Source organism: Candidatus Phaeomarinobacter ectocarpi, from assembly GCF_000689395.1.
Lineage (GTDB): Bacteria > Pseudomonadota > Alphaproteobacteria > CGMCC-115125 > CGMCC-115125 > Pyruvatibacter > Pyruvatibacter ectocarpi.
Genome location: NZ_HG966617.1, coordinates 92,382 through 115,795, shown reverse-complemented (window position 1 = coordinate 115,795; position 23,414 = coordinate 92,382). Strand labels below are relative to the sequence as shown.

23 protein-coding genes and 1 tRNA gene are annotated in these 23,414 nt (G+C 58.0%); 16 read left to right on the top strand and 8 right to left on the bottom strand.

All coding sequences use genetic code 11. The features are described 5' to 3' along the window. Positions 1 to 203: 203 nt before the first annotated feature. A tRNA-Ser gene (locus BN1012_RS00525) sits at positions 204 to 293 on the top strand. 179 nt (positions 294 to 472) lie between these two features. Here BN1012_RS00525 and BN1012_RS00520 read toward each other — a convergent pair. Continuing rightward, entirely contained in the window at positions 473 to 1,483 is a 1,011-nt protein-coding gene (locus tag BN1012_RS00520) for a TauD/TfdA family dioxygenase (protein WP_052534266.1), read from the bottom strand. Between the two features lie 107 nt (positions 1,484 to 1,590). Between BN1012_RS00520 and BN1012_RS16440 the strand changes: the two genes are divergently transcribed. After that, positions 1,591 to 2,070 carry a MarR family winged helix-turn-helix transcriptional regulator gene (locus tag BN1012_RS16440; protein WP_052534263.1) on the top strand — a complete coding sequence of 160 codons (480 nt, stop codon included), beginning with the start codon at positions 1,591 to 1,593 and terminating at the stop codon, positions 2,068 to 2,070. A 24-nt stretch (positions 2,071 to 2,094) separates the two neighbouring features. Here the strand turns inward: BN1012_RS16440 and BN1012_RS00510 are convergent, their stop codons facing one another. Continuing rightward, positions 2,095 to 2,631: a TadE/TadG family type IV pilus assembly protein gene (locus tag BN1012_RS00510; RefSeq protein ID WP_043948079.1), complete on the bottom strand. Its 537-nt coding sequence runs from the start codon at positions 2,629 to 2,631 to the stop codon at positions 2,095 to 2,097. A gap of 2 nt (positions 2,632 to 2,633) precedes the next feature. Next, positions 2,634 to 3,197 carry a TadE/TadG family type IV pilus assembly protein gene (locus tag BN1012_RS00505; RefSeq protein ID WP_043948078.1) on the bottom strand — a complete coding sequence of 188 codons (564 nt, stop codon included), beginning with the start codon at positions 3,195 to 3,197 and terminating at the stop codon, positions 2,634 to 2,636. A gap of 231 nt (positions 3,198 to 3,428) precedes the next feature. Between BN1012_RS00505 and BN1012_RS00500 the strand changes: the two genes are divergently transcribed. Next, positions 3,429 to 5,015: a TadE/TadG family type IV pilus assembly protein gene (locus BN1012_RS00500; protein WP_171815874.1), complete on the top strand. Its 1,587-nt coding sequence runs from the start codon at positions 3,429 to 3,431 to the stop codon at positions 5,013 to 5,015. Positions 5,016 to 5,116: 101 nt separating this feature from the next. Here the strand turns inward: BN1012_RS00500 and BN1012_RS16435 are convergent, their stop codons facing one another. After that, positions 5,117 to 5,677 carry a pilus assembly protein N-terminal domain-containing protein gene (locus BN1012_RS16435; RefSeq protein WP_052534260.1) on the bottom strand — a complete coding sequence of 187 codons (561 nt, stop codon included), beginning with the start codon at positions 5,675 to 5,677 and terminating at the stop codon, positions 5,117 to 5,119. A gap of 234 nt (positions 5,678 to 5,911) precedes the next feature. Between BN1012_RS16435 and BN1012_RS00490 the strand changes: the two genes are divergently transcribed. The 10 genes from BN1012_RS00490 (at position 5,912) to BN1012_RS00450 (ending at position 15,958) form a co-directional block, all read left to right on the top strand. Then, entirely contained in the window at positions 5,912 to 6,655 is a 744-nt protein-coding gene (locus BN1012_RS00490; RefSeq protein ID WP_081826129.1) for a Crp/Fnr family transcriptional regulator, read from the top strand. A 320-nt stretch (positions 6,656 to 6,975) separates the two neighbouring features. After that, entirely contained in the window at positions 6,976 to 7,140 is a 165-nt protein-coding gene (locus BN1012_RS17285) for a Flp family type IVb pilin (protein ID WP_081826128.1), read from the top strand. A 196-nt stretch (positions 7,141 to 7,336) separates the two neighbouring features. Continuing rightward, positions 7,337 to 7,873, top strand: coding sequence for an A24 family peptidase (locus BN1012_RS00485; protein ID WP_244442922.1), 537 nt, complete (start codon positions 7,337 to 7,339; stop codon positions 7,871 to 7,873). 175 nt (positions 7,874 to 8,048) lie between these two features. Next, positions 8,049 to 8,882, top strand: coding sequence for a Flp pilus assembly protein CpaB (cpaB, locus tag BN1012_RS00480; protein ID WP_043948075.1), 834 nt, complete (start codon positions 8,049 to 8,051; stop codon positions 8,880 to 8,882). 8 nt (positions 8,883 to 8,890) lie between these two features. Then, positions 8,891 to 10,456, top strand: a complete 1,566-nt coding sequence (locus BN1012_RS00475; protein ID WP_244442921.1) for a type II and III secretion system protein family protein — start codon at positions 8,891 to 8,893, stop codon at positions 10,454 to 10,456. Positions 10,457 to 10,463: 7 nt separating this feature from the next. Then, positions 10,464 to 11,162 (top strand): CpaD family pilus assembly protein, encoded by a 699-nt coding sequence (locus tag BN1012_RS00470; protein WP_081826127.1) that lies wholly within the window; start codon positions 10,464 to 10,466, stop codon positions 11,160 to 11,162. A gap of 11 nt (positions 11,163 to 11,173) precedes the next feature. Next, entirely contained in the window at positions 11,174 to 12,499 is a 1,326-nt protein-coding gene (locus BN1012_RS00465; RefSeq protein WP_043948074.1) for a CpaE/TadZ family protein, read from the top strand. Positions 12,500 to 12,505: 6 nt separating this feature from the next. After that, positions 12,506 to 13,936 (top strand): TadA family conjugal transfer-associated ATPase, encoded by a 1,431-nt coding sequence (locus BN1012_RS00460; RefSeq protein WP_043948073.1) that lies wholly within the window; start codon positions 12,506 to 12,508, stop codon positions 13,934 to 13,936. Positions 13,937 to 13,948: 12 nt separating this feature from the next. Then, positions 13,949 to 14,947: a type II secretion system F family protein gene (locus tag BN1012_RS00455; protein ID WP_043948072.1), complete on the top strand. Its 999-nt coding sequence runs from the start codon at positions 13,949 to 13,951 to the stop codon at positions 14,945 to 14,947. 36 nt (positions 14,948 to 14,983) lie between these two features. Continuing rightward, on the top strand, positions 14,984 to 15,958 hold the full coding sequence (locus BN1012_RS00450; RefSeq protein ID WP_043950440.1) for a type II secretion system F family protein: 975 nt from the start codon (positions 14,984 to 14,986) through the stop codon (positions 15,956 to 15,958). Positions 15,959 to 16,070: 112 nt separating this feature from the next. Here BN1012_RS00450 and BN1012_RS00445 read toward each other — a convergent pair whose 3' ends face one another. Beyond that, a complete protein-coding gene (locus tag BN1012_RS00445) occupies positions 16,071 to 16,913 on the bottom strand; it encodes a tetratricopeptide repeat protein (protein ID WP_052534254.1) in 843 nt (280 codons plus the stop codon). Between the two features lie 165 nt (positions 16,914 to 17,078). Beyond that, positions 17,079 to 17,747: a glutathione S-transferase family protein gene (locus tag BN1012_RS00440; RefSeq protein ID WP_043948071.1), complete on the bottom strand. Its 669-nt coding sequence runs from the start codon at positions 17,745 to 17,747 to the stop codon at positions 17,079 to 17,081. Between the two features lie 124 nt (positions 17,748 to 17,871). Here BN1012_RS00440 and BN1012_RS00435 point away from each other — a divergent pair, with 124 nt between their 5' ends. From BN1012_RS00435 to BN1012_RS00425, 3 genes are all read left to right on the top strand, one after another. Further along, positions 17,872 to 19,245, top strand: coding sequence for a leucyl aminopeptidase family protein (locus tag BN1012_RS00435; RefSeq protein ID WP_043948070.1), 1,374 nt, complete (start codon positions 17,872 to 17,874; stop codon positions 19,243 to 19,245). A gap of 145 nt (positions 19,246 to 19,390) precedes the next feature. After that, the gene (locus tag BN1012_RS00430; RefSeq protein ID WP_043950438.1) at positions 19,391 to 19,729 is read left to right on the top strand and encodes a MarR family winged helix-turn-helix transcriptional regulator; all 339 of its coding nucleotides are present in this window, start codon (positions 19,391 to 19,393) and stop codon (positions 19,727 to 19,729) included. Beyond that, positions 19,729 to 20,595 (top strand): C40 family peptidase, encoded by an 867-nt coding sequence (locus tag BN1012_RS00425; protein WP_043948069.1) that lies wholly within the window; start codon positions 19,729 to 19,731, stop codon positions 20,593 to 20,595. The genes BN1012_RS00430 and BN1012_RS00425 overlap by 1 nt, the downstream gene beginning before the upstream one ends. Here the strand turns inward: BN1012_RS00425 and BN1012_RS00420 are convergent. Together BN1012_RS00420 and BN1012_RS00415 are read right to left on the bottom strand one after the other, a co-directional pair. Next, the gene (locus BN1012_RS00420) at positions 20,592 to 22,229 is read right to left on the bottom strand and encodes an ABC transporter ATP-binding protein (RefSeq protein ID WP_043948068.1); all 1,638 of its coding nucleotides are present in this window, start codon (positions 22,227 to 22,229) and stop codon (positions 20,592 to 20,594) included. The two genes, BN1012_RS00425 and BN1012_RS00420, sit on opposite strands and share 4 nt — an antisense overlap. Continuing rightward, entirely contained in the window at positions 22,226 to 23,329 is a 1,104-nt protein-coding gene (locus BN1012_RS00415; protein ID WP_043948067.1) for an ABC transporter permease, read from the bottom strand. Before BN1012_RS00415 ends, BN1012_RS00420 begins: the two co-directional genes overlap by 4 nt. Positions 23,330 to 23,414: the final 85 nt, after the last annotated feature.

The following is a 23,414-nucleotide window of genomic DNA, read 5'->3' as shown; positions in this document are numbered from 1 at the left end:
CCAAGCGTCACGTCGCGCCTGCAGCGATATCCTGCAAAAACACGTTGTGCATAGTCAAACCGCACTCGCCCTCCTTACGCAAGTGTAAACAGCTTTCATTTATTGCGGGTGTTTGGGCGAGTTAGGGCCCAAAAGTCCCTTGATGCGTGGGGTTCGATGGGCTATCCCCCCTGCTCCCGTGTCCGCAAGTGATGTGGGTTGACGGAGAGGTGGCCGAGTGGTCGAAGGCGCACGCTTGGAAAGCGTGTAGGCGGGTAACCGTCTCCAGGGTTCGAATCCCTGTCTCTCCGCCATTCACCTTGGTTAACAAGGTCGCGGCTGCTCCAGCCTCCCATCAAGATGTTCATGTGTCTGCGCATCGTATTGCGTTGCTACGGGACGTTCCCATGCGCCTGTAACTGCCGCCCTGGTAGTCAAACAGGGTTGCCGCCTATTCATGATGCATTCATGTGACACCGCCACACAATCAAGGTTAACGCCCTTCGAAGGACAACCACAGCCGAAGCAGGTGCCTGCGGCGGTCTGGTTCGGGCCAATCCTCATAGGCGGTACGTGAATGCAGGGTGGTGTGGTTGGAGATGAACTGCATGTCTCCGGGCTCCAGCCACATATCCAGGTGAAATTCCGGCGAAAGACATTTCTCGTCGTAGAAATCCATGATGCGCATTGCGGCATCATCGATGGTGACATCCGGTAGGCGCGCAGCTGAGCGGAAGTACTCCGAGTGATAGAACGTACGCAGCACACCATCAGCGCCCATCTGGCAGGGTGCAATGTCGACATATTTTGCTTCGCCCGCTTGTTCTTCATCGCGGCGGTCGAGCTGAAACGGCTCGAACAAGCGCTCGACAAGGTCGGGGTGTTCAGCAGCCAACGCATTGAAAATGGCAACCGAGCTGACGATCCGACTTTGACCGCCGCTTTTGGCGGCGCGCAGGCACATCAGCCCCACGGCATCAGCGGCATCACAATGAAAGTCGATGTTGCCGGATGTGCGATAGCGGCGAACGATGGCGTTGTCGCCCTCCTCACCATAGTTGGTGACATGGCCCAGCAGTTCATCCTGCGGATTCTGCGCGCCGGGCACTCCCAGATGATGGCCGATACCCCAATAGGCATAGGCTGAAAAATCATCCCCCCAATCGAGGACCGGCAATCCACGCACAGCCACAAACCCCCGGCCGGATTCGATCTCCCGGCGCCAGGCCGCAATGCGAGGTGCCAGACTTGGAAGGTTGAAGTTGTCGCGTGTGACGCCTTCCATCTGCACATCACGCGCAATCAGGGTGTCCACCGCCGTCTTGATTTCAGCAATCTCGTTGGCGGTCAGATGTTCGAGCCATTCATCCGACCGTGTGCGCATGTCAGCACCACGCCAGTCTGCAGGGGACGACACCGGGCCTGCCGGTACGCTGTTGTGATCACGGATGAAGTAGTGGAGCGCCTGCTCGCCAAACGAACGATACGATTTTTCTGCCTGCATGGTTGTTCCTCCCGGCTGTAGTCAGAAGCCTAACCAAGCCCCACACACCAAACAAGTTCCAAATGGAACCTTTTGACCCCACACCGCATTGACGGCATAAATGCTGAATGCAGGACTTTGAATCGATTCTGAAACTGAAGAATCCAGGAGACCGGGCGGATCGCTTAATCTACTGGATCAGCTATCTCGCGAACCATTTCACCATTCCGGCCTATCGCGACATATCCACCGAACTTGATCTCACCCGCCACGAAGCTTTGATCCTGCTGTCGCTTGGCAGCCTTCGTGATGAGTTGACGGCACGGGATATCGCGGCGGTGTCAGGCCGCCCAAAGAACAGCGTCAGCCGTGCGGTTGCAACACTGGAACAACGCAAACTCATCAAGCGCCGCATGCATGTCGCGGACAAGCGACAACAACCACTTACATTGACGTCATCAGGCCGGAAGCTCTTTGAGAGGATTTATGACCACCTGGGGAGGCGCGCACAGAAAGCAACAGCCGTGCTGTCCTCACAGGAACGACGGCAGCTCAACAGTCTACTTGCGAAGCTGGTCGCTGGATCAATTGACTGGGTAGATGGCTAGAATCTGTGAGGTACCACGGTCGGTCTACGGCACGCGTGCGACAACAAGGGTCCGGCGCGGACGGGCATAGAAGGTATCTTCCATAACCCGTGGACCGGTGAGGTATTTCCCCATGGTCGAGGTATAGGTGTATTCAACCTCGGCAATGATTACGCTGCCATTGGTGAAGACCAGATTGTTCGGCACCTGGATGGTGGACCCCTTGGCGTGAGCAGCGGTGTTGTGCCCGTCGCTCCAGTCCACACGAACTGACCCGGTTCCCTGATCTGATGCACTGGTCAGAACAATCTTGATCCCGGTTGAATCAAACGGCTCAAGAATAGCTTTTGATGCGCCGAAGATGTCGGTCATGTCAGCGTTGGACAAAGCCATGGCCTGTGCGGCCAGATCCGCTGCCGTGCTTGCAACGGCTGTGGCCTTCCGGTGAGCAATGAGGCCGGATGAAAGCTCAACGGCGCCCAGATACATCACCGTCATAACCGGCAGCAGAAGCGCGAACTCCACAGCAGACATGCCGCGGGTATCGTTCTTCAGGTTTCGGGCGAGCTTCAAAATGCTCATGACTATTTGCCCCCGCCCAATGTCGCGTTGTTGAACGGCTCGTTGCGGAAGGCGGCACTGGACACGATCAGTCTTTGGCCACCGGCCATGTTCGACATGGCGTCGCCGATCATGGGCGTGGCGATGTTCCACACATAGAAGACGCGCACCAGAACGATGTCGCCGGGCGCGCCGGGTTGGAACAGAAGGTCGGTCCGCAGGTCACCATCCGCTGTAAGCGGGTCTGTGAAATCGACATTGGTGAAACTATCAAAGCGCCGCACATCGAGCTGCATGCGTGCGTCACAGCCCATGAACATGGCGTCACAAATTCTGGTCCGGATCTGCTCCTTGGTCAGACCCTGAAGCTGCACCTGACCGGTACGCACAAGCCTCGCGGCCTCAGCCGCGCCCGTTTCCAGGCTAACGGACGCAAAGAACACCGCCGTTGCTTCCAGCATTGCGAACAACATGCCGAAAAACGGCAACGCCAGAAGCGCAAATTCCACCGCAGCAGCACCGCGGTTTTCACGGTTGAACCGGCGCAGAAAAAGCCGGGCCGGCGTTATGGTGCGAACAGGATTCATGCCGTGGTTTTACGCGCGCTGACGTTACCAAACCGGCAAGCGTTATATGACAAAACGAAGGGTTGTCTTCACGCTTTGGTAACCAGTTTTCTTAAGGTCCGCTTCATCACCCCGGCATTATCTTGAAAGCCAAATTGAGGTCAGGGGTGGCCTATGTCCGGCTTGCCAATTGTGGTCTGGCCAGACGATCCATCGGGGCAACCCGATCCAAGGAGCATCGGCGGAAAACAGATGCGTCACACCATTCTCCATTTCGCACGCGCTTGCCGGGTTTCTCTTTCCACGGGCATGCGCGGCATTGCAGCATCTCTTTCGGTGCGAAAGTTCGTAACAGACTTCGCTGCCGATCAGCGTGGCAACCTTGCGATGATCTTCGCCCTGTCGCTGCTCCCCCTGACAGCTGCCGCGGGTGCCGCTGTTGATTTGAACCGAGCCTTTATTGTGCAGCAGCGGCTTGAACGCGCACTTGATGCGGCGGGTCTTGCGGTTGGCGCCTCTCCGGCGGCAACCACTGAACAAATGCTCGCAGTGGCGCAGAGCTTTTTCGACGCAAACTACAACGACAAGGAAGTCGGTGTTCCTGGCAAGCTATTGCTGACGCCAGGCGACAGCAGCGTCACCTTGGCGGCGACGGCTGAACTCCCCACCACGATTATGAGTGTTGTCGGCTTCGACAAACTGACCGTTGGCAGTGAAATCACTGTGGTGCGCGAAACAAAGGCGCTGGAGATCGCCATGGTGCTCGACAACACCGGTTCCATGGCCTGGAACGGCAAGATCGGCGCGCTGCGGACAGCGTCAGAAGACCTCGTGTCCATTTTGTTTGGTGATCAGGACACGCCTGAACTGCTGCGCATGTCGCTTGTGCCCTTCGTCACTTCGGTGAACATCAAAGCCGAAGGCTTTGACATGAACTGGATGGATGTGGATGGAAACTCCCAATATCACGGCGAAAATTTTGATCCCAACAGGGGGCCGACCAACCACTTTGAGCTCTTCAACGGGATAAAGAATGCGACCTGGAAAGGTTGTGTGGAAATGCGTCCGGAGCCGTATGACACGCTCGATACAGCACCGACGAAGACCAATGCCAATACGTTGTTTGTGCCGTACTTCTGGCCGGATGAACCCGACACGGAAGACGATTCCCATAACGACTATGCGGACGACCGCATCAGCGGGAAAAAGAAGAAGCGCCAGAAAAACGGTGCGAAGTACATGGGCTACAATGTGTCGGTCGATGAAATCCCGTCCAGCACCAAAGGGCCCAACAAGAGCTGCGCTCGCCCGCTTGTACCCCTGACCAACTCCAAGGCGACATTGGTCAACGAAGTGCGTGCCATGGAGCCCTGGTATAACTCGGGCACAAACATCGCCGAGGGTCTTGCATGGGGCTGGCGTGTTCTGTCACCCGGTGCGCCCTTCACCGAAGGCCGCAGCTTCACAGATCCGGATGTACAGAAGGCCTTGATCCTGCTGACGGATGGCAACAACGAGATTGTGAGCCAGAGCACGTTCAACAAGTCCGACTACACGAGCTTCGGCTATATCGGCAAACAGCGCCTTGGCACCAATGACATTGGCACCGCGCGCGGCAAGGTCGACAAGAAGGTCGAGGAGATGTGCACCCGGATCAAGGATCAGGGCGTGCGCATCTACACCATCACCTTCCAGCTCAACTCGCCAAGCCTTGAAGACGTGTTCCGGGAGTGTGCGACAGAGCCAGAACTGTATTTCGACAGCCCGAGCAACGAGCAGCTACGCGAAGCGTTCCAGGCAATCGCCTATGACCTCAGCAATCTGCGGTTGGCCAAGTAGGACAACGCATTCCTCGGGCTCCGGCCTACTTCGACAAACAAAAAGCCCCGGCACATGTGCTGGGGCTTTTTCATTCTGACTGCCGGAGTGTCTAGCGCGGGTTACTCCTCGCTCGACCCCTGTGCTGTTGCCTCGGCGCCTTCGGTCGCCAGGCCCATCTTGTTGCCGCTCTGGGTCGTGATGCGCTCCGTTACGGTTTCATCATCGCCGATGCGCAACACAGGCTGACAGTGAGGGGCGCAATTGTAGCTCGCCTGCGCGTTGCCGCGATGGAGCGTCAGGAGGCGCGGCGCGGCGTCGACCACATTCACGATCAGTGACGCTGTCTCATTGCCGTCGTGATCAAACACCAGAACATTTGTTGCGCCATAGGTGCGGCCGATCAAGAGCAACATGTCTGGACCCTGCAGAATGGCGTCTGCGATGGATGGGTTACCCACCGCGACAATGGCTGCGGCGCCTTCGATGCGCAGCATCTTTGCCTGGTCAATGCCGACCTTGAAGTCGTGAGACACCATCTCGTACATGCCGCCGGCCTGAGCCGTGTGCACGGGAATGGATGCCAGAACCGCCGGGACCGCCGCAGCGATGCACGCGGCCCGCGCCGCCCGCTTGGCGGTAGTCAATGCATCCTTGGCAGGGGCAATAAGTGTTTCGCGCATGGGGCGCTCCCAGGTCGGTCAAAATAAAGATGGTCAATCCTGACCATCAGCCTCGCTTGAAATGGTGAAGAAACCCCAAAGGGAGCTGTTCAGCTTTGGCCCGCCTTTGCACCTGATTTGTCTCAGCCTTTCAAAGGCTCCTTAGCCCGGCCTTAGCCGCACAGCCTTTAAAAACAGAGGCACAGAGCTGTTTCACCACAGCCTCCACCTTCAATTCAGTTGTGGGCCTCACCTATGCCAACTGCACATCGCCGCCAGATGCACACCAAGGCTGACCCCTTACCTGAGCCCCCAGGTTCATTGTCGTCTGTGACATGCCTTGGTGGATTGATGCATGAGGACAGGGATGATGCTGCCAAAGCCTGCCGTTTCATCTCCTATGCTGCGGGAGACATTGTCGGCGGCCCGGGCGCGGGTGAAACAAGCGTTGCTTTTGTGACCCACGGCGCGGTGCGGGTGTCTCTTCCGCCAGACCGTCATGGGGATGTCGCCTTTTTCGATGTAACGGATGGGGGCGTGTTTGGTCATCTTGAGGCGCTTACCGGCGAAACACCGAAACTGTCAGCTGTTGCCCTCAGCAGCGCAGAAGTGTCGTTTCTGCCCGCATCAGCCTTTTGCATGTTGATTGAGGCACACCCAGTCATCGCCCTAGATCTGATGCGTGCCCATGCACGCGATACCATGACGCAAGCCCCACGCACCCCCGGGGAGGCCAGCGGCAGCAGCCACATGCTGTATGCGGAATTGCTGCGTATGGCGGAGGCGGATTCCAAGATGGAAGACGGCCTGCTTATCTCTCGTCTGCCCCGCCATAGGGAACTTGCAGACTGGACAGGACTGAGTGAAGCAGAGGTCGCTGCAAGTCTCGCCAGCCTGGTCAAATCCGGCTGCGTGGAACGTCGCTATCCAGGCCTTTGCATTCTTGATGCAGAAAAATTGCGGACATTGGCCTTTGGCGGCGGTGCGCCTAAAAACTAGAGCACACTGCGCCATATACAGTGCCTGCACATCAGCATTTTGTTAACCAAACTACACACGCCAAGTAAGCTGGCGCAATCTCAACAATACATAATCACTTATACTTTTAGTCGAATACTTATCTAAACTTACAATTTCACTGTGCCACGTCATTTTTTTCTGGATGTATTTGGTTTTACATATCCAATTAATACACGAGTAAGCGCCGCCCCTTAGTTTGCTCTACAGGCGATTTGGTGGCCTGTCCCGACTGCCAACGTCTTTTTAGGGGCTGTTTCGACACAGTCGCGACAACTTGGATTGATCCAGAGGAGGCTTTTATGAGCCATTTTATGAAGCGTTTTGCCGGTGATGAATCCGGCGCCACGGCCATCGAATATGGTCTTATTGCTGCCGGTATCGCTGTTGCGATCATCACGGCCGTCAACACACTGGGCACGAACATCGGCACGACGTTCGGCAGTGTTTCCGACGAAATGAAGTAAGCCACTTCATTTTCCCAGCGTTTTCGCTGGAAAAGATCGAGGTCGCCGGGTTTTCCCGGCGGCCTTTTTCTTTGTCTGCATGCCCAGTCTTTCCTGCTCAGGAATGCGGACAGATTGGCTCACATTTTAAGGTTTACCCGGGGTTTACGGCTTGGCGGGCTTAATGGGCTCAACGCTGATGTCGGAGCCTCACGAAATGATGCCAGATCTTGCCACGCTGCCGGCCTATTCGCTTTTGCAATGGGCCATTGTTGGCGTTTTTCCTGCCTTGATGATTGCCGCTGCGGCATCTGACGCAGCAAGCATGCGCATTCCAAACTGGCTGACCGGCAGCCTGGCCATGGCGTTTCCCATTGCTGCGGCCGGCACTGCGATGCCGCTTGAAACACTGGGCCTGCACGTGGCCGTGGGCTTTGGCGCTCTCATCATCTGCATGGGGCTGTTTGCAACCGGCTGGATTGGTGGCGGCGATGCCAAGTTTTTTGCTGCGACGGCGCTTTGGCTCGGGCCCTATCACATTCTTGGTTTTGCGCTGATTTCAACGGTTCTGGGCGGCTTCCTGACGCTTGCCCTTTTGTCCTTCCGCAAATTGCCGATGCCAGCGCCTCTGGCAGCACAGGGCTGGTTGATGCGCCTGCATGACCCCAAGGAAGGTGTGCCCTACGGGCTGGCCCTCGCTGCAGGCGGACTGCTGGTGTTTGGGCAAAGCGCATGGATTGCAGGTGCTGCATGACCCACCTGCCCCATCGCCCTTTTGCTGCTTCAGCATTGCATTTGACCAACACGGTTAACCGCGAATTGACGAATTCCCGGTTTGATACCCCCACGCAGGAACCCGCATTGCGTTCGCGCGCGTTCCCGCACCCCATAACGCGCTCACGTATGCGCACATCGCGAAAGCCCGGCTAATGTCCGTTGCCCGCATCGCCGTTCTCATTCTTGCCGTGCTGGCAGCCGCCGCTGCTGCATGGCTTGCGTCGTCTTTTGTCGGCACTGATGTGCAGCAGGTGCAGGCACCTGAGCCACAGATCGTGACGGACGAAGTTCTTGTGGCTGCCCGCGACCTGCAGGTTGGCGCAAAGGTAACACCCGGAGACATGCGCTGGCAGACATGGCCGACGGAGGCACTGGCTTCGGGATATGTGGTCAAAAATCAGACACCTGATGCCATGATCGCCATGCAGGGCGCTCTTGTCCGGTCTGCCATGATGCAGGGTGAACCCATTACCAATGGCAAGGTTATCGACACCACATCGGCGGGTTTCATGGCGGCGCGTCTTGGCAAAGGGATGCGCGCTGTGTCGGTTGCGATTTCGCCTGAGACCGGCGCTGGCGGGTTTATTCTTCCCGGCGACCGGGTGGACGTCATCGTTACCCATGAATCACGCAATGATACCGGACGCGACTCCATTGTTGTCAGCGACACTGTTCTTGCAAATGTCCGGGTCCTGGCAATCGATCAGGCATTCGGTGAAACAAACGACGACACAGGCGAGAAGATTGCTGTCGGCAAGACGGCAACGCTGGAGCTGACGCCCAAACAGGCTGAAACGCTCGCCCGCTCGCAGGCCATGGGCGATCTGTGGTTGTCCCTGCGCAGCCTTGAAGATACCGCCACCGGCGGCCCGGTGGATACGGGCGTCCTCGGCAAGAATCGCAACACACAGGCGCGCCGCGGTTCTGCCGTCACTGTCGTGCGCTATGGCGTTCAGTCGCTTGAGCTACCAAGGACAGGCCAATGAATGAGTTGATGCGCCTTTCCCCCTCATCGAACCGCATGGACCGGTTTGAACTGATGCGCAACGCGATTGTTGCTGCATTCATTGCGTTCATGCTGACAGCGGGCCCGGCTGCTGCGCCCACACGGGCAGCACAGCTGCTGGGTGGTGAAGAAGGCAGCCCGGTGGTCAAGGTTGATCCAGGCGGGGCAAGTGCCAACAGTCAGGTATTGAGCCTCGGGCTCAATAAGTCAGCCGTCGTTGAACTGCCGGTTGATGCGTCTGATGTTCTGATCGCCAACCCGGAAATCGCGGATGCCATCGTCCGTAGCGCACGGCGGACATATCTGCTGGGGATGGAAGTCGGCGAGACCAACGCTTTCTTCTTTGATGCAGCAGGCCGCCAGGTTCTCAATCTTGAAATTCGGGTAGAGCGCGACATCGACTCGCTGCTTGGCATGCTGGGCCGTCATCTTCCTGATGCGCGGATCAGTGTTGAACCCATCAATGACAATCTGATGCTGACCGGCGTCGTGCCCAACGCGGCGGCCTCAAGCAAGGCACGCGAAATCGCCGCACGGTTTGTCGGTGACGACGAAAAAGTGCTCAACATGCTTTCGATCGACGGCAAAGAGCAGGTCATGCTCAAGGTCACGATCGCTGAAATGCAGCGGACCTTGATCAAGCAGCTCGGCATCGATCTGTCCTCCATCTCATCCATTGGTGACCTTGCCCTGCGTCTGCAGACCAACAACGCGTTCTCTGTTCAGGGTCGTGCCCTTGGCGGTTTGACGTCAGCGCCCACATCAGTGCGCCCCTCAACTGCGGGCGGCACGGTGTTTCCGCAATCTAGCGGCATTTCTTTCAATGACTCGGCTGGCTCTTACGTGGACGGCGCGTTGCGCGCCCTGGAACGCAATGGCCTGTTGCGCACACTTGCTGAGCCGACGCTGACGGCCATTACCGGTGAAAGCGCCAACTTCCTTGTGGGTGGCGAATTCCCCGTTCCATCTGACCGCGACAACAGCGGCAATGTGCGTATCGAGTTCAAGCCCTTTGGTGTTGGCCTGTCCTTCACGCCGGTTGTGCTTTCTGAGGGGCGCATCAGCCTCAAGATCTCGACCGAGGTCAGTGAGCTGTCGTCTGAAGGTTCCTTCGTGGTTCAGGGCGGCACCGTGACCAACTCTGACGGCACGACCTCACAACTGAGCGGCATTACCATTCCCGCCCTGCGCGTCCGCCGCGCTGAAACGGCTGTTGAACTGCCATCGGGTGGATCACTTGCCCTCGCCGGCCTGTTGCAGGAATCAACTCGTCAGAACATCGACGGCGTCCCCGGTGCCAAGGACATTCCGATTCTCGGGTCCTTGTTCCGGTCGCGTGACTATCTCAATGCAGAGACCGAACTGGTGGTCATCGTGACGCCGTATCTGGTGGATCCCAAGCACGAGAGCGATTTTGTGCTGCCCACCGACGAGCACGTACCAGCAAGTGATCTGGAAACCATTCTTCTTGGTCGCCTCAATGGCACCAAGAGCGCCGGCAAGAAGGACCTGAAGGAACAGCTTCAGGGCCCTGTCGGTTTCATTATGGAGTGATGCGGTGATGCGTATGATGTTCCGCCTTCCTGTTTTTGCTGTTGCTGCCCTGGCGCTGAGCCTTGGCGCGTGCGGTGGTTTTGGTCAGAACGGTCCGCTGCAGGCGGCCTCGATCAAACAGACGCATCCCATCACTGTGGATACACAGGCCGCGTCGCTGATGGTTCATGTGGCCCCGGACTCCACCTCTTTGACGGATGATGACATCGGGCGTCTGAAGTCATTCGCGCTTCATTACCGCAGCCGCGGTAACGGCCCCGTGGTGATGTCCATTCCAACCGGTGCGCCCAATCGCGGTGCGGCGTCTCGCGCTGCTGCCGAAGTGGAAACACTGCTTGATGGTATGGCGGTTGGCACCAACCGTCTTCGCCTGAGCCATTACCGTGCATCGGGTGCTGCCTCGGACGCACCCTTGATCCTGTCCTTTACACAATATGTGGCCACGCCCTCTCCATGCGGAAACTGGTCCGAAGACATGGCCTACAACCCGCGCAACACCCGCTCCGCAAACTTTGGGTGTGCATCACAAAACAATTTGGCGGTCATGGTGGCTGATCCAGGTGACCTCGTCGCTCCGCACGGCGTTGCGCCGTCGGATGCCCAGCGCCGCGACGTCGTGCTTGAGCGCTATCGCGCCGGTGAAACAACCCAAACTGAACGCGCAGAGGAAGAATCCGGCGCATCCAGTCAGGTCAACGAGAACTGAGCTTGAGACAGATGAGCGAAGCCCATCAGATAGATCCGCAGATGCCGCCTTTTCCTGATGACCAGGAAATGACTGCGCCACAGCCCGTGCCCATGGAGCCTTACGAGGCGCCTGAAGCCGGTGATAGCCAGATCATTCGGCCAGTGCCGCGCGTAACCATTCAGGCGTTCTGCGAAACACCAGACGTTGGCGTCTCGCTGCAACGTGCTGCCCAGGACCGACGTCTGGCCAAGGCCCATCTCACCGTCCATATGGGTGGCATTGCAGCGGCTGTATCGCACTACGTGGATACGCCAACACCCGGCCTCATCATTGTGGAAAGCCAGCTTGGTGGCTCGCAGATTTTGGGTTCCCTGGACAAGCTGGCAGAAGTCTGCGACGCGGGCACACGCATTGTTGTGGTGGGTCATGCCAACGACATCACGCTTTACCGCGAGCTCATTCGCAAAGGCGTGAACGACTATCTGGTGGCGCCGCTCAACCCGCTGCAGATCGTTGAAAGCATTTCGACGCTCTATGCCGACCCTGAAGCACCACCGCTTGGACGCACGATTGCGTTTGTTGGTGCCCGTGGCGGCGCAGGCTCCAGCACCATTGCTCACAATGCAGGCTGGTGCATCTCCGAACACATGAACGAAGACGTCACGGTTGTCGATCTTGACCTTGCCTTTGGCACGGGTGGGCTTGATTTCAATCAGGACCCTGCGCAGGGCGTAGCAGATGCCTTGTACGCGCCAGAACGACTGGATGACGTTCTTCTGGAGCGGCTTCTGGTTCGCTGCACGGAACACCTGAGCCTGTTTGCGGCTCCTGCCACGCTTGATCGCGATTACGCGATTGATGAGGAGACCTACGAGCTTGTGCTTGATGTTGTGCGACACACTGTGCCGTGCGTCATTCTTGACCTTCCCCATGTGTGGGGTCCCTGGACACGCAAACTGCTGCTTGAAGCCGATGAGATTGTTGTGACGGCAACGCCCGACCTTGCCAGTCTCCGCAACACCAAGAATCTGCTCGATACCTTGAAGACAGCGCGCCCGAATGACGTGTCACCTCATCTGGTGATCAATCAGGTTGGCGTTGCTAAACGCCCGGAAATTCCGGTCAAGGATTTTGCGGATGCGCTCGAGATGGAACCCGCACTGGTTCTGCCGTTTGATGCGGCCCTGTTTGGGGAAGCGGCCAATAACGGTCAGATGATCGAAGAAATTGATGCGCGGAGCAAAACTGCGCAGGGCATGCGCCATCTCGCTTCTGCTGTGTCAGGACGACAGATTTCAGCTTCCAGCAAACCGAGTGGGTCTCTGCTCGCGCGGCTGCTGGGGAAGAAGGGATAGTCTTGGATGTTCGGCCGTCGCGATAGCGAAGGATCACCGCCGCCTTCCACGCCTCAGGCAGCGCCTGTGGCGCCGAAGGCCGCTGCCCCCAAACCTGTTGCGGCTCCCAAGCCCGCACCCAAACCGGCCGCCGCTCCCAAACCAGTACGGTCTCAGGAACGCTCGGCCGACTACTATCAGATCAAGACGACCATCTTTAATGCGCTGATCGATACCATCGATCTGACGCAGCTTGCGCAACTGGACGGGGCAAGTGCCCGCGAAGAAATTCGCGACATCGTCAACGAGATCATTTCGATCAAAAGCGTTGTCATGTCGATCTCCGAGCAGGAAGAACTGTTGCAGGATATCTGCAACGACGTGCTCGGCTATGGACCGCTTGAGCCACTCCTGGCGCGCGACGACATCGCCGACATCATGGTCAACGGTGCCGCCGACGTTTTCATCGAAGTGAACGGCAAGACCCAGGCCACCGGCGTCAAGTTCCGCGACAACTCCCAGCTCATGAACATCTGCCAGCGCATTGTGAGCCAGGTTGGCCGGCGCGTGGATGAATCAAGCCCCATATGTGATGCCCGCCTGCCGGACGGCAGTCGTGTCAACGTTATCGCACCGCCATTGGCCATCGATGGTCCAAGCCTGACCATTCGTAAGTTCAAGAAAGACAAGCTGCGGATGGAGGACCTGGAAAAATTCGGGTCCATCTCTGCGGAAGGCGCACGTGTTCTAAGCATTATCGGCAAATGCCGCTGCAATGTGCTGATCTCAGGCGGTACCGGTTCAGGCAAGACGACGCTTCTCAATACAATGACCGCATTCATTGAAGAAGATGAGCGCGTCATCACCTGTGAAGACGCAGCTGAACTTCAGTTGCAGCAGCCCCATGTGGTGCGCCTCGAAACGAGGCCGCCGAACCTGGAAGGCTCCGGCGAAATCACCATGCGTGATCTCGTACGCAACTGTCTGCGTATGCGCCCGGAACGCATCATCGTAGGTGAAGTGCGTGGCCCGGAGGCCTTTGACCTCCTCCAAGCCATGAACACCGGCCATGATGGTTCCATGGGCACGCTCCACGCCAATACACCGCGTGAAGCCATGTCACGCCTTGAAAGCATGATCACGATGGGCGGCTTTTCGCTGCCGTCGCGCACCATTCGCGAAATGATCTCCGGATCCATCGACGTCATCATTCAGGCTGCCCGCCTGCGTGATGGCTCACGTCGCATCACGCACATCACTGAGGTGACCGGTATGGAGGGTGATGTCATCATCACCCAGGATCTCTTCGTCTATGAGATGGATGGCGAAGACGCCAACGGCAACATCAACGGCACCCATAAATCCACCGGCATTGCCCGACCCAATTTCTGGGAACGCGCGCGCTATTATGGCCTTGAAGGTCAACTCGTTGCAGCGCTTGAAGAAGCTGAGGCCTAGGGGGCACAACGCATGTTTGATGCCCAACTGGTTTTCATCGCGACCGTTTTCATGGGTGTGCTGGGTGTAGGCGGCATCGCCTATGCCGCCATCGTTCCTGCACTGGAAAAGCGCAGTCAGTCCAACAAACGCATGACTGTGGCTACAGGCACCAAGCGTGGCCGAGGGGCTGGCCGCGGCTCTGCGGTTGATCCCAACGCAGAGCGCCGCAAGCAGGTTCAGGAGACCCTCAAGGAACTCGACGAAGCTCAGGCCGCACGCAAGAAGACTGTGACCATGCGCTCGCGAATTGAGCAGGCGGGCCTGGATGTCTCTCCACGTAACTTTACGCTGCTGGGCGCAACCGGCGGCCTGGTTGTAGCCGGCCTGTTGATGCTGAGCGGTCAGCCGCCATTGATTGGCCTGCTGGCAGGTTTTGCCGCCGGCTTCGGATTTCCGCGCTGGTTGCTGGGCTATCTCAAAACCCGGCGCCTCAAGCAGTTCACAGAAGAATTTGCCAATGCGGTGGACGTGATTGTCCGTGGCCTCAAGGCCGGCCTGCCGCTGCATGACTGCATTACAATCATTTCCACTGAGGCCCAAGGGCCGGTGCGCGATGAGTTCAAGGAGCTTGTTGAGGGCCAGAGGATCGGCATCACCCTTGAGCAGGGTCTGGAAAAAATGACCGAGCGCGTTCCGCTTGCTGACCTTCGGTTCTTCCAGATTGTGATCTCCATTCAGCAAAAGACGGGCGGCAACCTGTCTGAAGCGCTTGGTAATCTGTCCAAGGTGCTGCGCGACCGCAAAGTTCTGCAGGGCAAAATCACCGCCATGAGCCAGGAAGCCAAATCCTCGGCAGCCATTATCGGCGTTCTGCCACCTGGCGTGATGACGCTCGTTTACGTCACCACTCCTGACTACATCAATCTGCTGTTCGAAGAACGCATGGGCCAGGCCATGCTGATCGGCGGCGCGTTGTGGATGCTGTGCGGCATTCTGGTGATGAAGAAGATGATTTCGTTCGACTACTGATGAATTGAATATTTCGGGGAATGCCACGCCATGTTCATGGCTTTTGTAGACATCGTTACCAATCCGCAGACCATGGCCATGCTTCTGGCGGCCGTGGCTGCGTTTGCGACGATCATAACAATCGGCTTGCCCTATCTGTCGCAGGACACTCTGTCCTCGCGCATGAAGTATGTGGCGACCGAGCGTGAAGAACTGCGTAACAAACTGCGCGCAGAAATTGCTGAGCGCGACGGGGCAAAACGCGCCTCGCTTCGCGCCCAACCCAAGGGCTTTTCCAAGCGGCTGGTCGACAAGCTCAACCTGCGCAAGCTGCTCGAAGACGAAGATCTGCAAATGAAGATCAAGATGGCAGGCTTTCGTGGGCAGGGACCTATTTACACGTTCCTGTTCTTCCGCATCGCCATGCCGCCAATCGTGTTCTGCGTGGCAGCCTTCTACATTTTCTTTGTGCTCGATCTGTCTACGCCCCTGCTGGGCAAGCTGGGCATGTCAGCCATGGCGGGTTTTGTTGGCTTCTATCTCCCCAACGTCTTCCTGCAGAACATCATCACGCGCCGTCAGGCGACCATTCAGCAGTCTTTTCCTGACGCACTTGATCTTTTGTTGATCTGTGTTGAATCCGGCATGTCCGTTGAAGCGGCCTTCAACAAGGTGGCTGCAGAAGTCGGCGTGCAATCTGTCGAGCTGGCGGAAGAACTGGCGCTGACAACCGCCGAACTGTCCTATTTGCAGGACCGCCGCCAGGCCTATGAGAACCTTGGCAAACGTACGGGCCTGCCTGGTGTGAAGGCGGTGACAACCAGCCTCATACAGGCAGAACGTTACGGTACGCCTCTTGGCCAAGCTCTGCGGGTCATGGCGGAGGAAAACCGGAATATTCGGATGGCAGCCGCTGAAAAGCGCGCCGCAGCCCTGCCGCCCAAGCTCACAGTCCCGATGATCCTGTTCTTTCTGCCCGTGCTCTTCGTTGTGATTCTCGGCCCTGCGGTGATCCGCTTCACAATGAGCTAGCCGCACTCGTCAGGCTCACGCCCCGGCTTCACTCACCAGATGCAAAAGCAAAAAGGCCTGCAGGGGTTTCCTGCGGGCCTTTTGTATCGCAACGCGCGTTGGCGATGTGCGTCTACTCGATGATGACAGGGTTGTTGTCCGCATTCGCTTCCCGGGCCCACAGAGCAGGCTGCGTCACGATTGTGCGCAGCTCCTGAAGGTTGCCGTCCACGGGCTCGGGCGCCATCTCGGCGCGGGCAAGGCGTTCGGCATCCGTGTATTCACCGCGCAGGCCAAGCACGAGAGCAAGGTTCTGGCGCATCTTTGCCGTGGCCTTTGGTTTCGACATGGCTTCGCGCATGGCCAGTTCTGCGTCTTCCAGATCATCGGTCAACGCATAGGACAGCGCGAGATTATTCCACGGTGTTGGTTCGTTCGGTGCTGCAGAAATTGCGGCACGGTAGCTTGCGCGGGCGTCGTCGTGCTGGCTCAGCTGATCATAGGCGACACCCTGTGCAGCCAGTGTGCGCCAATTGCGCGGATCAAAGATCAAGGCCTGCTCAAACACCGGCATGGCGTCTGCCGCACGCCCCGCCGCGGTAAGTGTTTTGCCATATTCAGCCAGAATGCGCGGATCATCGGGTGTCAGTGACCCGGCCCGGGTCAGAACATCAAGCGCTGCAGGCATGGACCCGATGGCACGCAAGGCGGATGCGTATTCAGCCGCTGCCTCGGCATTACGAGGGTCCTGTTCGTACAGGCCACCCCAATATGCGGCCTTGGCAACGACATTGCCGTTTACCTCAGACATGACATCTGCATCTTTGAGACGTGTATCAAGGTCTGGGCCGGATTTGGACCCTGCCCCTGTCGTCTGACAGCCGGCAACGAGCGCCGCAACAGCGCAGGCAGCGAGCACGCGGCGCAGACGCGGCGCAGACAATGTATCCAGTGCGGAACTCGGACGCAGTTTCACGGGAACTCTCTTCCACATTTCCATACGAAAGCATGGTTGCCAGCCCGGGGGCCGGCGCGAACCATTTCCATTGGGGAACATGGTCGCAAACAGCCCTCAAGAAACTGTTAATCATGACCGATGGTTTTGCGCCTTACGCCTTAAGGACGGCAGAGCGGCTGTTGGCTATCGTCCCATCTGGGCGCGGGCGCCCAACACCCATTCGCGCATTTCTGTCATGGAGTTGATGGTTTCCATATAGGCCCGGGCCGTCCCATCCCGATCGCCCAGCGCGACCAGGTCGGGTGCGTAGGTTTCAAGCCGCGATACCACAGGGGCATACATGGCATCCGCAATGGAAAAAGTCCCAAGCAGATAGGGTCCCCCTCCCGCCTCTCCAAAGCGTCCACGCGCTTCGGTCCAGATTGCAATGATGCGGCTGATGTCCTCCGCTACGGCGTCATTCATCCCTTCGCCGGGCCTGTGGTGGGTGCAATCCATCGGCATATCGCGGCGCAATGCAGTGAAGCCCGAATGCATTTCGGCCGAGATGGCTCGCCCATGGGCACGAGCCTGTGCGTCTTCAGGCCAAAGTCGTGCATCGGGCAGACGGTCAGCCAGGGTTTCAAGTATTGCCAGAGAGTCCCAAATGGTCTCATCGGCCCATTTCAACACCGGGACCTTGCCGGCGGGAGAGTGAGAGAGACACTGTGCTTTCGTTTCAGCACTCTGGCGTAGGGTTACATCAACTTCTTCGAAATCCAGACCGGCCACCTTCATGGCCAGCCACGGGCGCAGGCTCCAGGATGACCAGTTCTTGTCACCGATGACGAGTTGAAGGGGTGGTGTGTGCATTTTGGTGCCTCACAGTAATGACAGCGCATATTCCATTGGCCCGTAAGACCGTGCCATATAGCGGTGTTGCCTTCTACTCCCACGGCAACACCTGATGATCCCCAGATTGGACCCCGACTGACCCATGCTTGATGTGTTTATTGATGCCGGCCCCGCCACACCTGTAACCCCGATTTCCGCGGGCATCCTGAGTGCCTGGATTGAAACTGCAAGCCCCGCGCATGCGGCATGGGCAAAAGCACAGGGTTTTAAAGCGAAAGCAGGCGAGACACTGGCACTGCCAAACACCGAGGGTGCCATTGAGCGCGTCCTGTTCGGCTTGGGCGATGAAAGCGACCCGTTCATCTATGGGGGCCTGGCCGGCAAACTTCAGCCTGGGGACTATGTGTTTGACCCAACGCCGGAGGACGCGTCGGTCGCCCTGCTTGGCTTTGCATTGGGCACTTATGCGTTTAATCGCTACAAGTCCGGCAGTAAGGATGACGCGCCCAAAGTCCGCATGGTGGTGCCCACAGGCGTGGACTGTCATGACGTATCGCGGATTGCCCGGGGCATTTTTCTGGGACGCGATCTCATCAACACACCAGCTGCTGATATGGGGCCAGCTGACCTGGAGGCTGCTGCAGAGAAACTGCATCATCGCTTCGATGCGCGCCTGTCCGTCACGACGGGCGATGACCTGCTGCGTGACAACTACCCAATGGTGCATGCCGTGGGGCGTGCCAGTGACCGTGCGCCTCGCCTCATTGACCTCACATGGGGTCGCAGTGATGCGCCAAAGATTACGCTGGTGGGCAAGGGCGTCTGCTTTGACACGGGTGGCTTGAACCTCAAGCCTGGCAATTTCATGGCTCTGATGAAAAAGGACATGGGTGGCGCGGCCGCTGCTCTTGGTCTGGCGCAAATGATCATGGAGCGCGGCCTTGACGTCCGATTGCGGGTTCTGATTGGCGCCGTTGAAAACTCTGTTGCCGGCAACGCGTTCCGGCCCAGCGACATTTTGCAGAGCCGCAAGGGGCTGACCGTCGAAATTGGCAATACGGATGCCGAAGGCCGGTTGGTGTTGGGCGATGCCTTGGCTGAAGCCGACACCGAAACACCGGAACTGTTGGTTGATTTTGCAACACTTACCGGTGCCGCGCGCGTTGCCCTTGGGCCCGAGCTGCCGCCCTTCTTCACGAAGGACGAAGCTCTTGCCGCTGAACTGGAAGACGCTGCAACGACGGCTCACGACCCGGTATGGCGCCTGCCGCTTTGGGCACCCTATGACAGCTGGCTGGACAGCAAGATTGCCGACGTGAACCACATATCAGACGGCCCGTTCGCCGGGTGCATCACAGCGGCCCTGTTCCTCAACCGATTTGTGACCGAAACCGCGTCCTATGTGCATTTTGACATTTACGGGTGGAACGCCAAACCACGTCCTGGCCGTCCAGTGGGGGGCGACATTCAGGCGGTTCGGGCGCTCTATCACCTGCTGACCAAGCGATATGGCTGACCGGCTTCGCGTCAAAATCATTTCGTAAGCGGTTGCAGTGCACGGCACCTGAGAGCTACGATTAACCATGTTGAGCGCTGGCGCGCGGTTCTTGGGGGACCGATTTCACGCAAGCCCGACAGCCGAAAAGGGGGCGTGCGGCGCAATGGATCTCAAATCCGTTGAAGCTTTGAAGCTGTGGCATGACGTTGTGACCGATACGGTGCGCGATGACGGCCCTGACCTGTCTTCACGCCAGATGGCAATCTTGCTGACCGTCTATCTGTCGCCGCCGCCTCATACGGTGCGGGGGCTATCGGAGGGCCTCAATATCTCCAAGCCGGCCATCACGCGTGCCCTGGACGCCATGGGACGGATTGATCTGCTCAAGCGCAAGCGTGACGACAATGACCGCCGCAACGTGCTTGTTCAGCGAACGGTAAAGGGCTCCGTTTATCTTTCAGAGTTTGCCGAGCTGATTGCCAAACACGCCAAGGATATCTGATGGCCTCCCTGCGTCCTGCTCTTGATCCACGCCTCAATGCATTTCGAGATGATCTGGCGGCTGATGCCCTCAAGGGCCAGGTAGAAGCCTCCCGCTTTGTATCAGGGCGACCGGCTCATGTGACTGTACCCGTCACAGCTTTGCGCCGCCGTCCCGAAGCGGATGGACCCCGAGACACGGAACTGCTCCGCGGAGAAAGCGTATCTGTTTTTGATGAAGCCGACGGCTTTGCATGGGTTCAGTCACAGCGTGATGCCTATGTCGGCTACGTATCGCTTGATGCTCTGGGGACAGGCACACCGGCACCGACCCATCGTGTTTCAGCCTTGCGCAGCTTCATCTATGGCGAAGCTGACCTCAAGTCTCCCATGAATAACTGGGTGTCGCTCAACTCGCCGCTTGTTGTCAGCGGGACCCAGGGGCGCTTCAGCGCGCTTGCGGGTGGTGGATACGTCTTCAGCGATCACCTGTTGGCCATGGACGTCTTCGCGCCGGACTATGTTTCAATTGCCGAACAATTTTTGGAAACACCCTATCTATGGGGCGGCAGATCAAGCCTGGGGCTGGACTGCTCAGGCCTTGTGCAGTGCGCGTTGGAGGCCACCGGTATACCCTGCCCACGCGACACAGACATGCAGGAGGCTGCACTTGGCAGCGCCATGCCCGACAGCGAACCGCTGCAGCGTGGCGACCTGCTGTTCTGGAAGGGGCATGTGGGCATCATGGCCGATGGCGCGACATTACTGCATGCCAATGCAACGCATATGAAGACCGTCGAAGAGGCGGTGGAACCTGCCATTGCCCGGATCGCCCAGACGGACGGACCCGTTACATCAGTAAAGCGGCTACCGGCATTGTCGCGTTAGCTGGCCACAACACCTTCCGGCGCTGTTTCCAGGTCGAATGCTGCCGCCATCAAAGCCTTGGTGTAGTCCGTCTGCGGATCATCAAAAATCTGATCTGACGACCCTTGCTCAACCACCTTACCATTGCGCATGACAATGACTTCGTCTGCCAGAGCGCGCACGACTTTCAGGTCGTGGCTGATGAAGAGATAAGCAAGATTGTGCTTTTGCTGGAGGTCACGGAGCAGATCAACAATCTGCGCCTGCACTGACATATCCAGGGCACTGGTAGGTTCATCCAGCACGACAAAGTCAGGTTTCAAGGCCATGGCGCGGGCGATGGCAATGCGCTGGCGCTGACCGCCCGAGAACTCATGGGGGTATCGGTCCATTGTTTCGGGATCAAGTCCAACCTCGACCAGCGCTTCGGCAACGCGTTTGCGCCGGGCGTCGTAATTCAGGTCGGTGCCGTGGACCAGCAGGCCTTCTTCCACGATCTGCGCCACGGACAGGCGCGGACTGAGAGACCCGAACGGGTCCTGAAAAACAATCTGCATGTCGGCGCGGCGGCTGCGCAGTTCAGACCAGCTGTCGTCCTCAATATGCTGCCCCATGAAAACAATGGGGCCGTCCGAGTCGATCAACCGTAACAAGCCAAGCCCCAGCGTGGTTTTGCCTGAGCCGGATTCGCCCACCACACCCACCGTATGACCCCGGCGAACCGTGAGTGAAATGCCGTCCACGGCTTTGACGTGATCAACGGTGCGCTTCAGAACGCCCTTTTTGATCGGGAACCACACTTTGAGATTGTCCGTGGACATGATCTCAGCTGCATCAGCCCGTGCAGTCAGCGGTTTGCCCTTGGGCTCACTGCCCAGGAGATGGCGCGTGTATTCATGCTGCGGGTCGTCAAACAGCCCGGCGGTTTCGCCCTCCTCGACGATGTGCCCCTTGTTCATGACACATACGCGGTCCGCCATTTTTCGGACGATGCCAAGGTCATGGGTGATGAGCAGCATGGCCATCCCCATTTCCTGGCTCAGGCTCTTGAGCAGCTTGAGGATTTGCGCCTGCACGGTCACATCAAGCGCCGTTGTCGGTTCATCGGCAATCAACAGGCGCGGTTCATTGGCCAGCGCCATGGCGATCATGACGCGCTGGCGTTGTCCGCCTGACAATTCATGAGGATAGGCGCCCAAGCGCAACTCAGCGTTTTGCAGGCCAACCTTGTTGAGGAGTTCGAGCACGCGTTTGCGTGCAGCCTCGGCACGCAAACCGCGATGAACAGCGAGCACTTCACCAACCTGCCGCTCGATGGTGTGCAGCGGATTGAGGGAGGTCATCGGCTCCTGAAAGATCATCGATATCTCGTTGCCGCGGATACCCATCAAGGTGCGTTCGTCCGCACCCATGACCTCTTCCCCACGATACTTGATCGACCCTGATGGATGAGATGCTGCGGGATACGGCAGCAGCTGCATCAAGGAAAGCGCGGAAACAGATTTTCCCGAACCGGATTCGCCGACCAGCGCCAGCGTCTCGCCTTCGGCAAGATCGAAAGAGATCTTGTCGACGGCCAGCGTCTCATTGCCATCCTGGGTAAAGACAACAGAAAGATCTTTGACCTCAACGAGCTTTTGATCAGCACCACTCATTGCAGTGTCTTTCTTGGATCAAAGGCATCACGGACCGCTTCCCCCACAAACACGAGCAGGCTCAGCATGGTGGCAATGACAATAAAGCCTGTGAAGCCGAGCCACGGGGCCTGCAGGTTGTTTTTGCCCTGTGCCAGCAACTCGCCCAGCGAAGGAGAGCCCGGCGGTAGGCCGAAGCCCAGGAAGTCGAGAGCGGTCAGCGCTGTTATCGACGAATTGAGAATGAACGGCAGGAAGGTGAGCGTGGCCACCATGGCATTCGGCAATACGTGCTTGAAGATGATGGCCACGTTGCGCAGGCCAAGCGCCCGGGCTGCGCGCACATATTCAAGGTTTCGGCCTCGCAGGAACTCCGCGCGCACCACGCCCACAAGCGCCACCCATTGGAACAGCAGCAAAATGCCCAGCAATATCCAGAAGGTGGGTTCAATGACCGCGGCAATGATGATGATGAGATAGAGCGAGGGCACAGAGCTCCATATCTCGATCAGGCGCTGGCCAATCAAATCTACCCAGCCGCCGAAATACCCCTGCACGGCGCCAACCGCGACGCCGATGATGGAAGCAAAGATGGTGAGGATCAGCCCGAACAGCACGGAAATTCGAAAGCCGTAGATAACACGCGCCACCACATCGCGACCCTGATCATCCGTACCCAGCCAGTTTTCAGCGCTGGGGGGCGCTGGTGCCGGTACAGGCAGATCAAGATTGATGGTGTCGTAGCTATAGGGGATGAGCGGCCAGATGATTGTGCCGCCCGCGTCCTCAATCAGCTCCTGCACGAAGGGGTCGCGATAGTCCGCTTCGGTTGCAAAGTCACCGCCGAAGTCGGTTTCGGGATAGGCCACAAAAACCGGCATATAGATGCCGCCTTCAAACGTCACGAGCAATGGTTTGTCGTTGGCGATGAACTCGGCAAACAGGCTTACAATGAACAGAACACCAAAGAACCACAGGGCCCAATAGCCACGGGAGTTGGCTCTGAAGTTCCGCCAGCGCCGTTGATTGATCGGCGATGTGCGTGCCTTGTTGAACCGCCCGATCCAGGTGGCTTCCCAGTTGATCTTGCCCTGCGCGGTTTTATCGAGGATCGCGTTCATGTCTTACCGCGCCTCAAAATCAATACGCGGATCAACCAGAGTGTAGGTGATGTCAGACAGCAAGCTCACAAGCAGGCCGATGAGG

Excerpts from the sequence above, each read along its gene's own strand:
- BN1012_RS00520 (WP_052534266.1), bottom strand. The coding sequence starts at position 1,483 with ATGCAGGCAGAAAAATCGTATCGTTCGTTTGGCGAGCAGGCGCTCCAC.
- BN1012_RS16440 (WP_052534263.1), top strand. The coding sequence starts at position 1,591 with ATGCAGGACTTTGAATCGATTCTGAAACTGAAGAATCCAGGAGACCGG.
- BN1012_RS00510 (WP_043948079.1), bottom strand. The coding sequence starts at position 2,631 with ATGAGCATTTTGAAGCTCGCCCGAAACCTGAAGAACGATACCCGCGGC.
- BN1012_RS00505 (WP_043948078.1), bottom strand. The coding sequence starts at position 3,197 with ATGAATCCTGTTCGCACCATAACGCCGGCCCGGCTTTTTCTGCGCCGG.
- BN1012_RS00500 (WP_171815874.1), top strand. The coding sequence starts at position 3,429 with ATGCGTCACACCATTCTCCATTTCGCACGCGCTTGCCGGGTTTCTCTT.
- BN1012_RS16435 (WP_052534260.1), bottom strand. The coding sequence starts at position 5,677 with ATGCGCGAAACACTTATTGCCCCTGCCAAGGATGCATTGACTACCGCC.
- BN1012_RS00490 (WP_081826129.1), top strand. The coding sequence starts at position 5,912 with ATGCCAACTGCACATCGCCGCCAGATGCACACCAAGGCTGACCCCTTA.
- BN1012_RS17285 (WP_081826128.1), top strand. The coding sequence starts at position 6,976 with ATGAGCCATTTTATGAAGCGTTTTGCCGGTGATGAATCCGGCGCCACG.
- BN1012_RS00485 (WP_244442922.1), top strand. The coding sequence starts at position 7,337 with ATGATGCCAGATCTTGCCACGCTGCCGGCCTATTCGCTTTTGCAATGG.
- cpaB (WP_043948075.1), top strand. The coding sequence starts at position 8,049 with ATGTCCGTTGCCCGCATCGCCGTTCTCATTCTTGCCGTGCTGGCAGCC.
- BN1012_RS00475 (WP_244442921.1), top strand. The coding sequence starts at position 8,891 with ATGCGCCTTTCCCCCTCATCGAACCGCATGGACCGGTTTGAACTGATG.
- BN1012_RS00470 (WP_081826127.1), top strand. The coding sequence starts at position 10,464 with ATGCGTATGATGTTCCGCCTTCCTGTTTTTGCTGTTGCTGCCCTGGCG.
- BN1012_RS00465 (WP_043948074.1), top strand. The coding sequence starts at position 11,174 with ATGAGCGAAGCCCATCAGATAGATCCGCAGATGCCGCCTTTTCCTGAT.
- BN1012_RS00460 (WP_043948073.1), top strand. The coding sequence starts at position 12,506 with ATGTTCGGCCGTCGCGATAGCGAAGGATCACCGCCGCCTTCCACGCCT.
- BN1012_RS00455 (WP_043948072.1), top strand. The coding sequence starts at position 13,949 with ATGTTTGATGCCCAACTGGTTTTCATCGCGACCGTTTTCATGGGTGTG.
- BN1012_RS00450 (WP_043950440.1), top strand. The coding sequence starts at position 14,984 with ATGGCTTTTGTAGACATCGTTACCAATCCGCAGACCATGGCCATGCTT.
- BN1012_RS00440 (WP_043948071.1), bottom strand. The coding sequence starts at position 17,747 with ATGCACACACCACCCCTTCAACTCGTCATCGGTGACAAGAACTGGTCA.
- BN1012_RS00435 (WP_043948070.1), top strand. The coding sequence starts at position 17,872 with ATGCTTGATGTGTTTATTGATGCCGGCCCCGCCACACCTGTAACCCCG.
- BN1012_RS00430 (WP_043950438.1), top strand. The coding sequence starts at position 19,391 with ATGGATCTCAAATCCGTTGAAGCTTTGAAGCTGTGGCATGACGTTGTG.
- BN1012_RS00425 (WP_043948069.1), top strand. The coding sequence starts at position 19,729 with ATGGCCTCCCTGCGTCCTGCTCTTGATCCACGCCTCAATGCATTTCGA.
- BN1012_RS00420 (WP_043948068.1), bottom strand. The coding sequence starts at position 22,229 with ATGAGTGGTGCTGATCAAAAGCTCGTTGAGGTCAAAGATCTTTCTGTT.
- BN1012_RS00415 (WP_043948067.1), bottom strand. The coding sequence starts at position 23,329 with ATGAACGCGATCCTCGATAAAACCGCGCAGGGCAAGATCAACTGGGAA.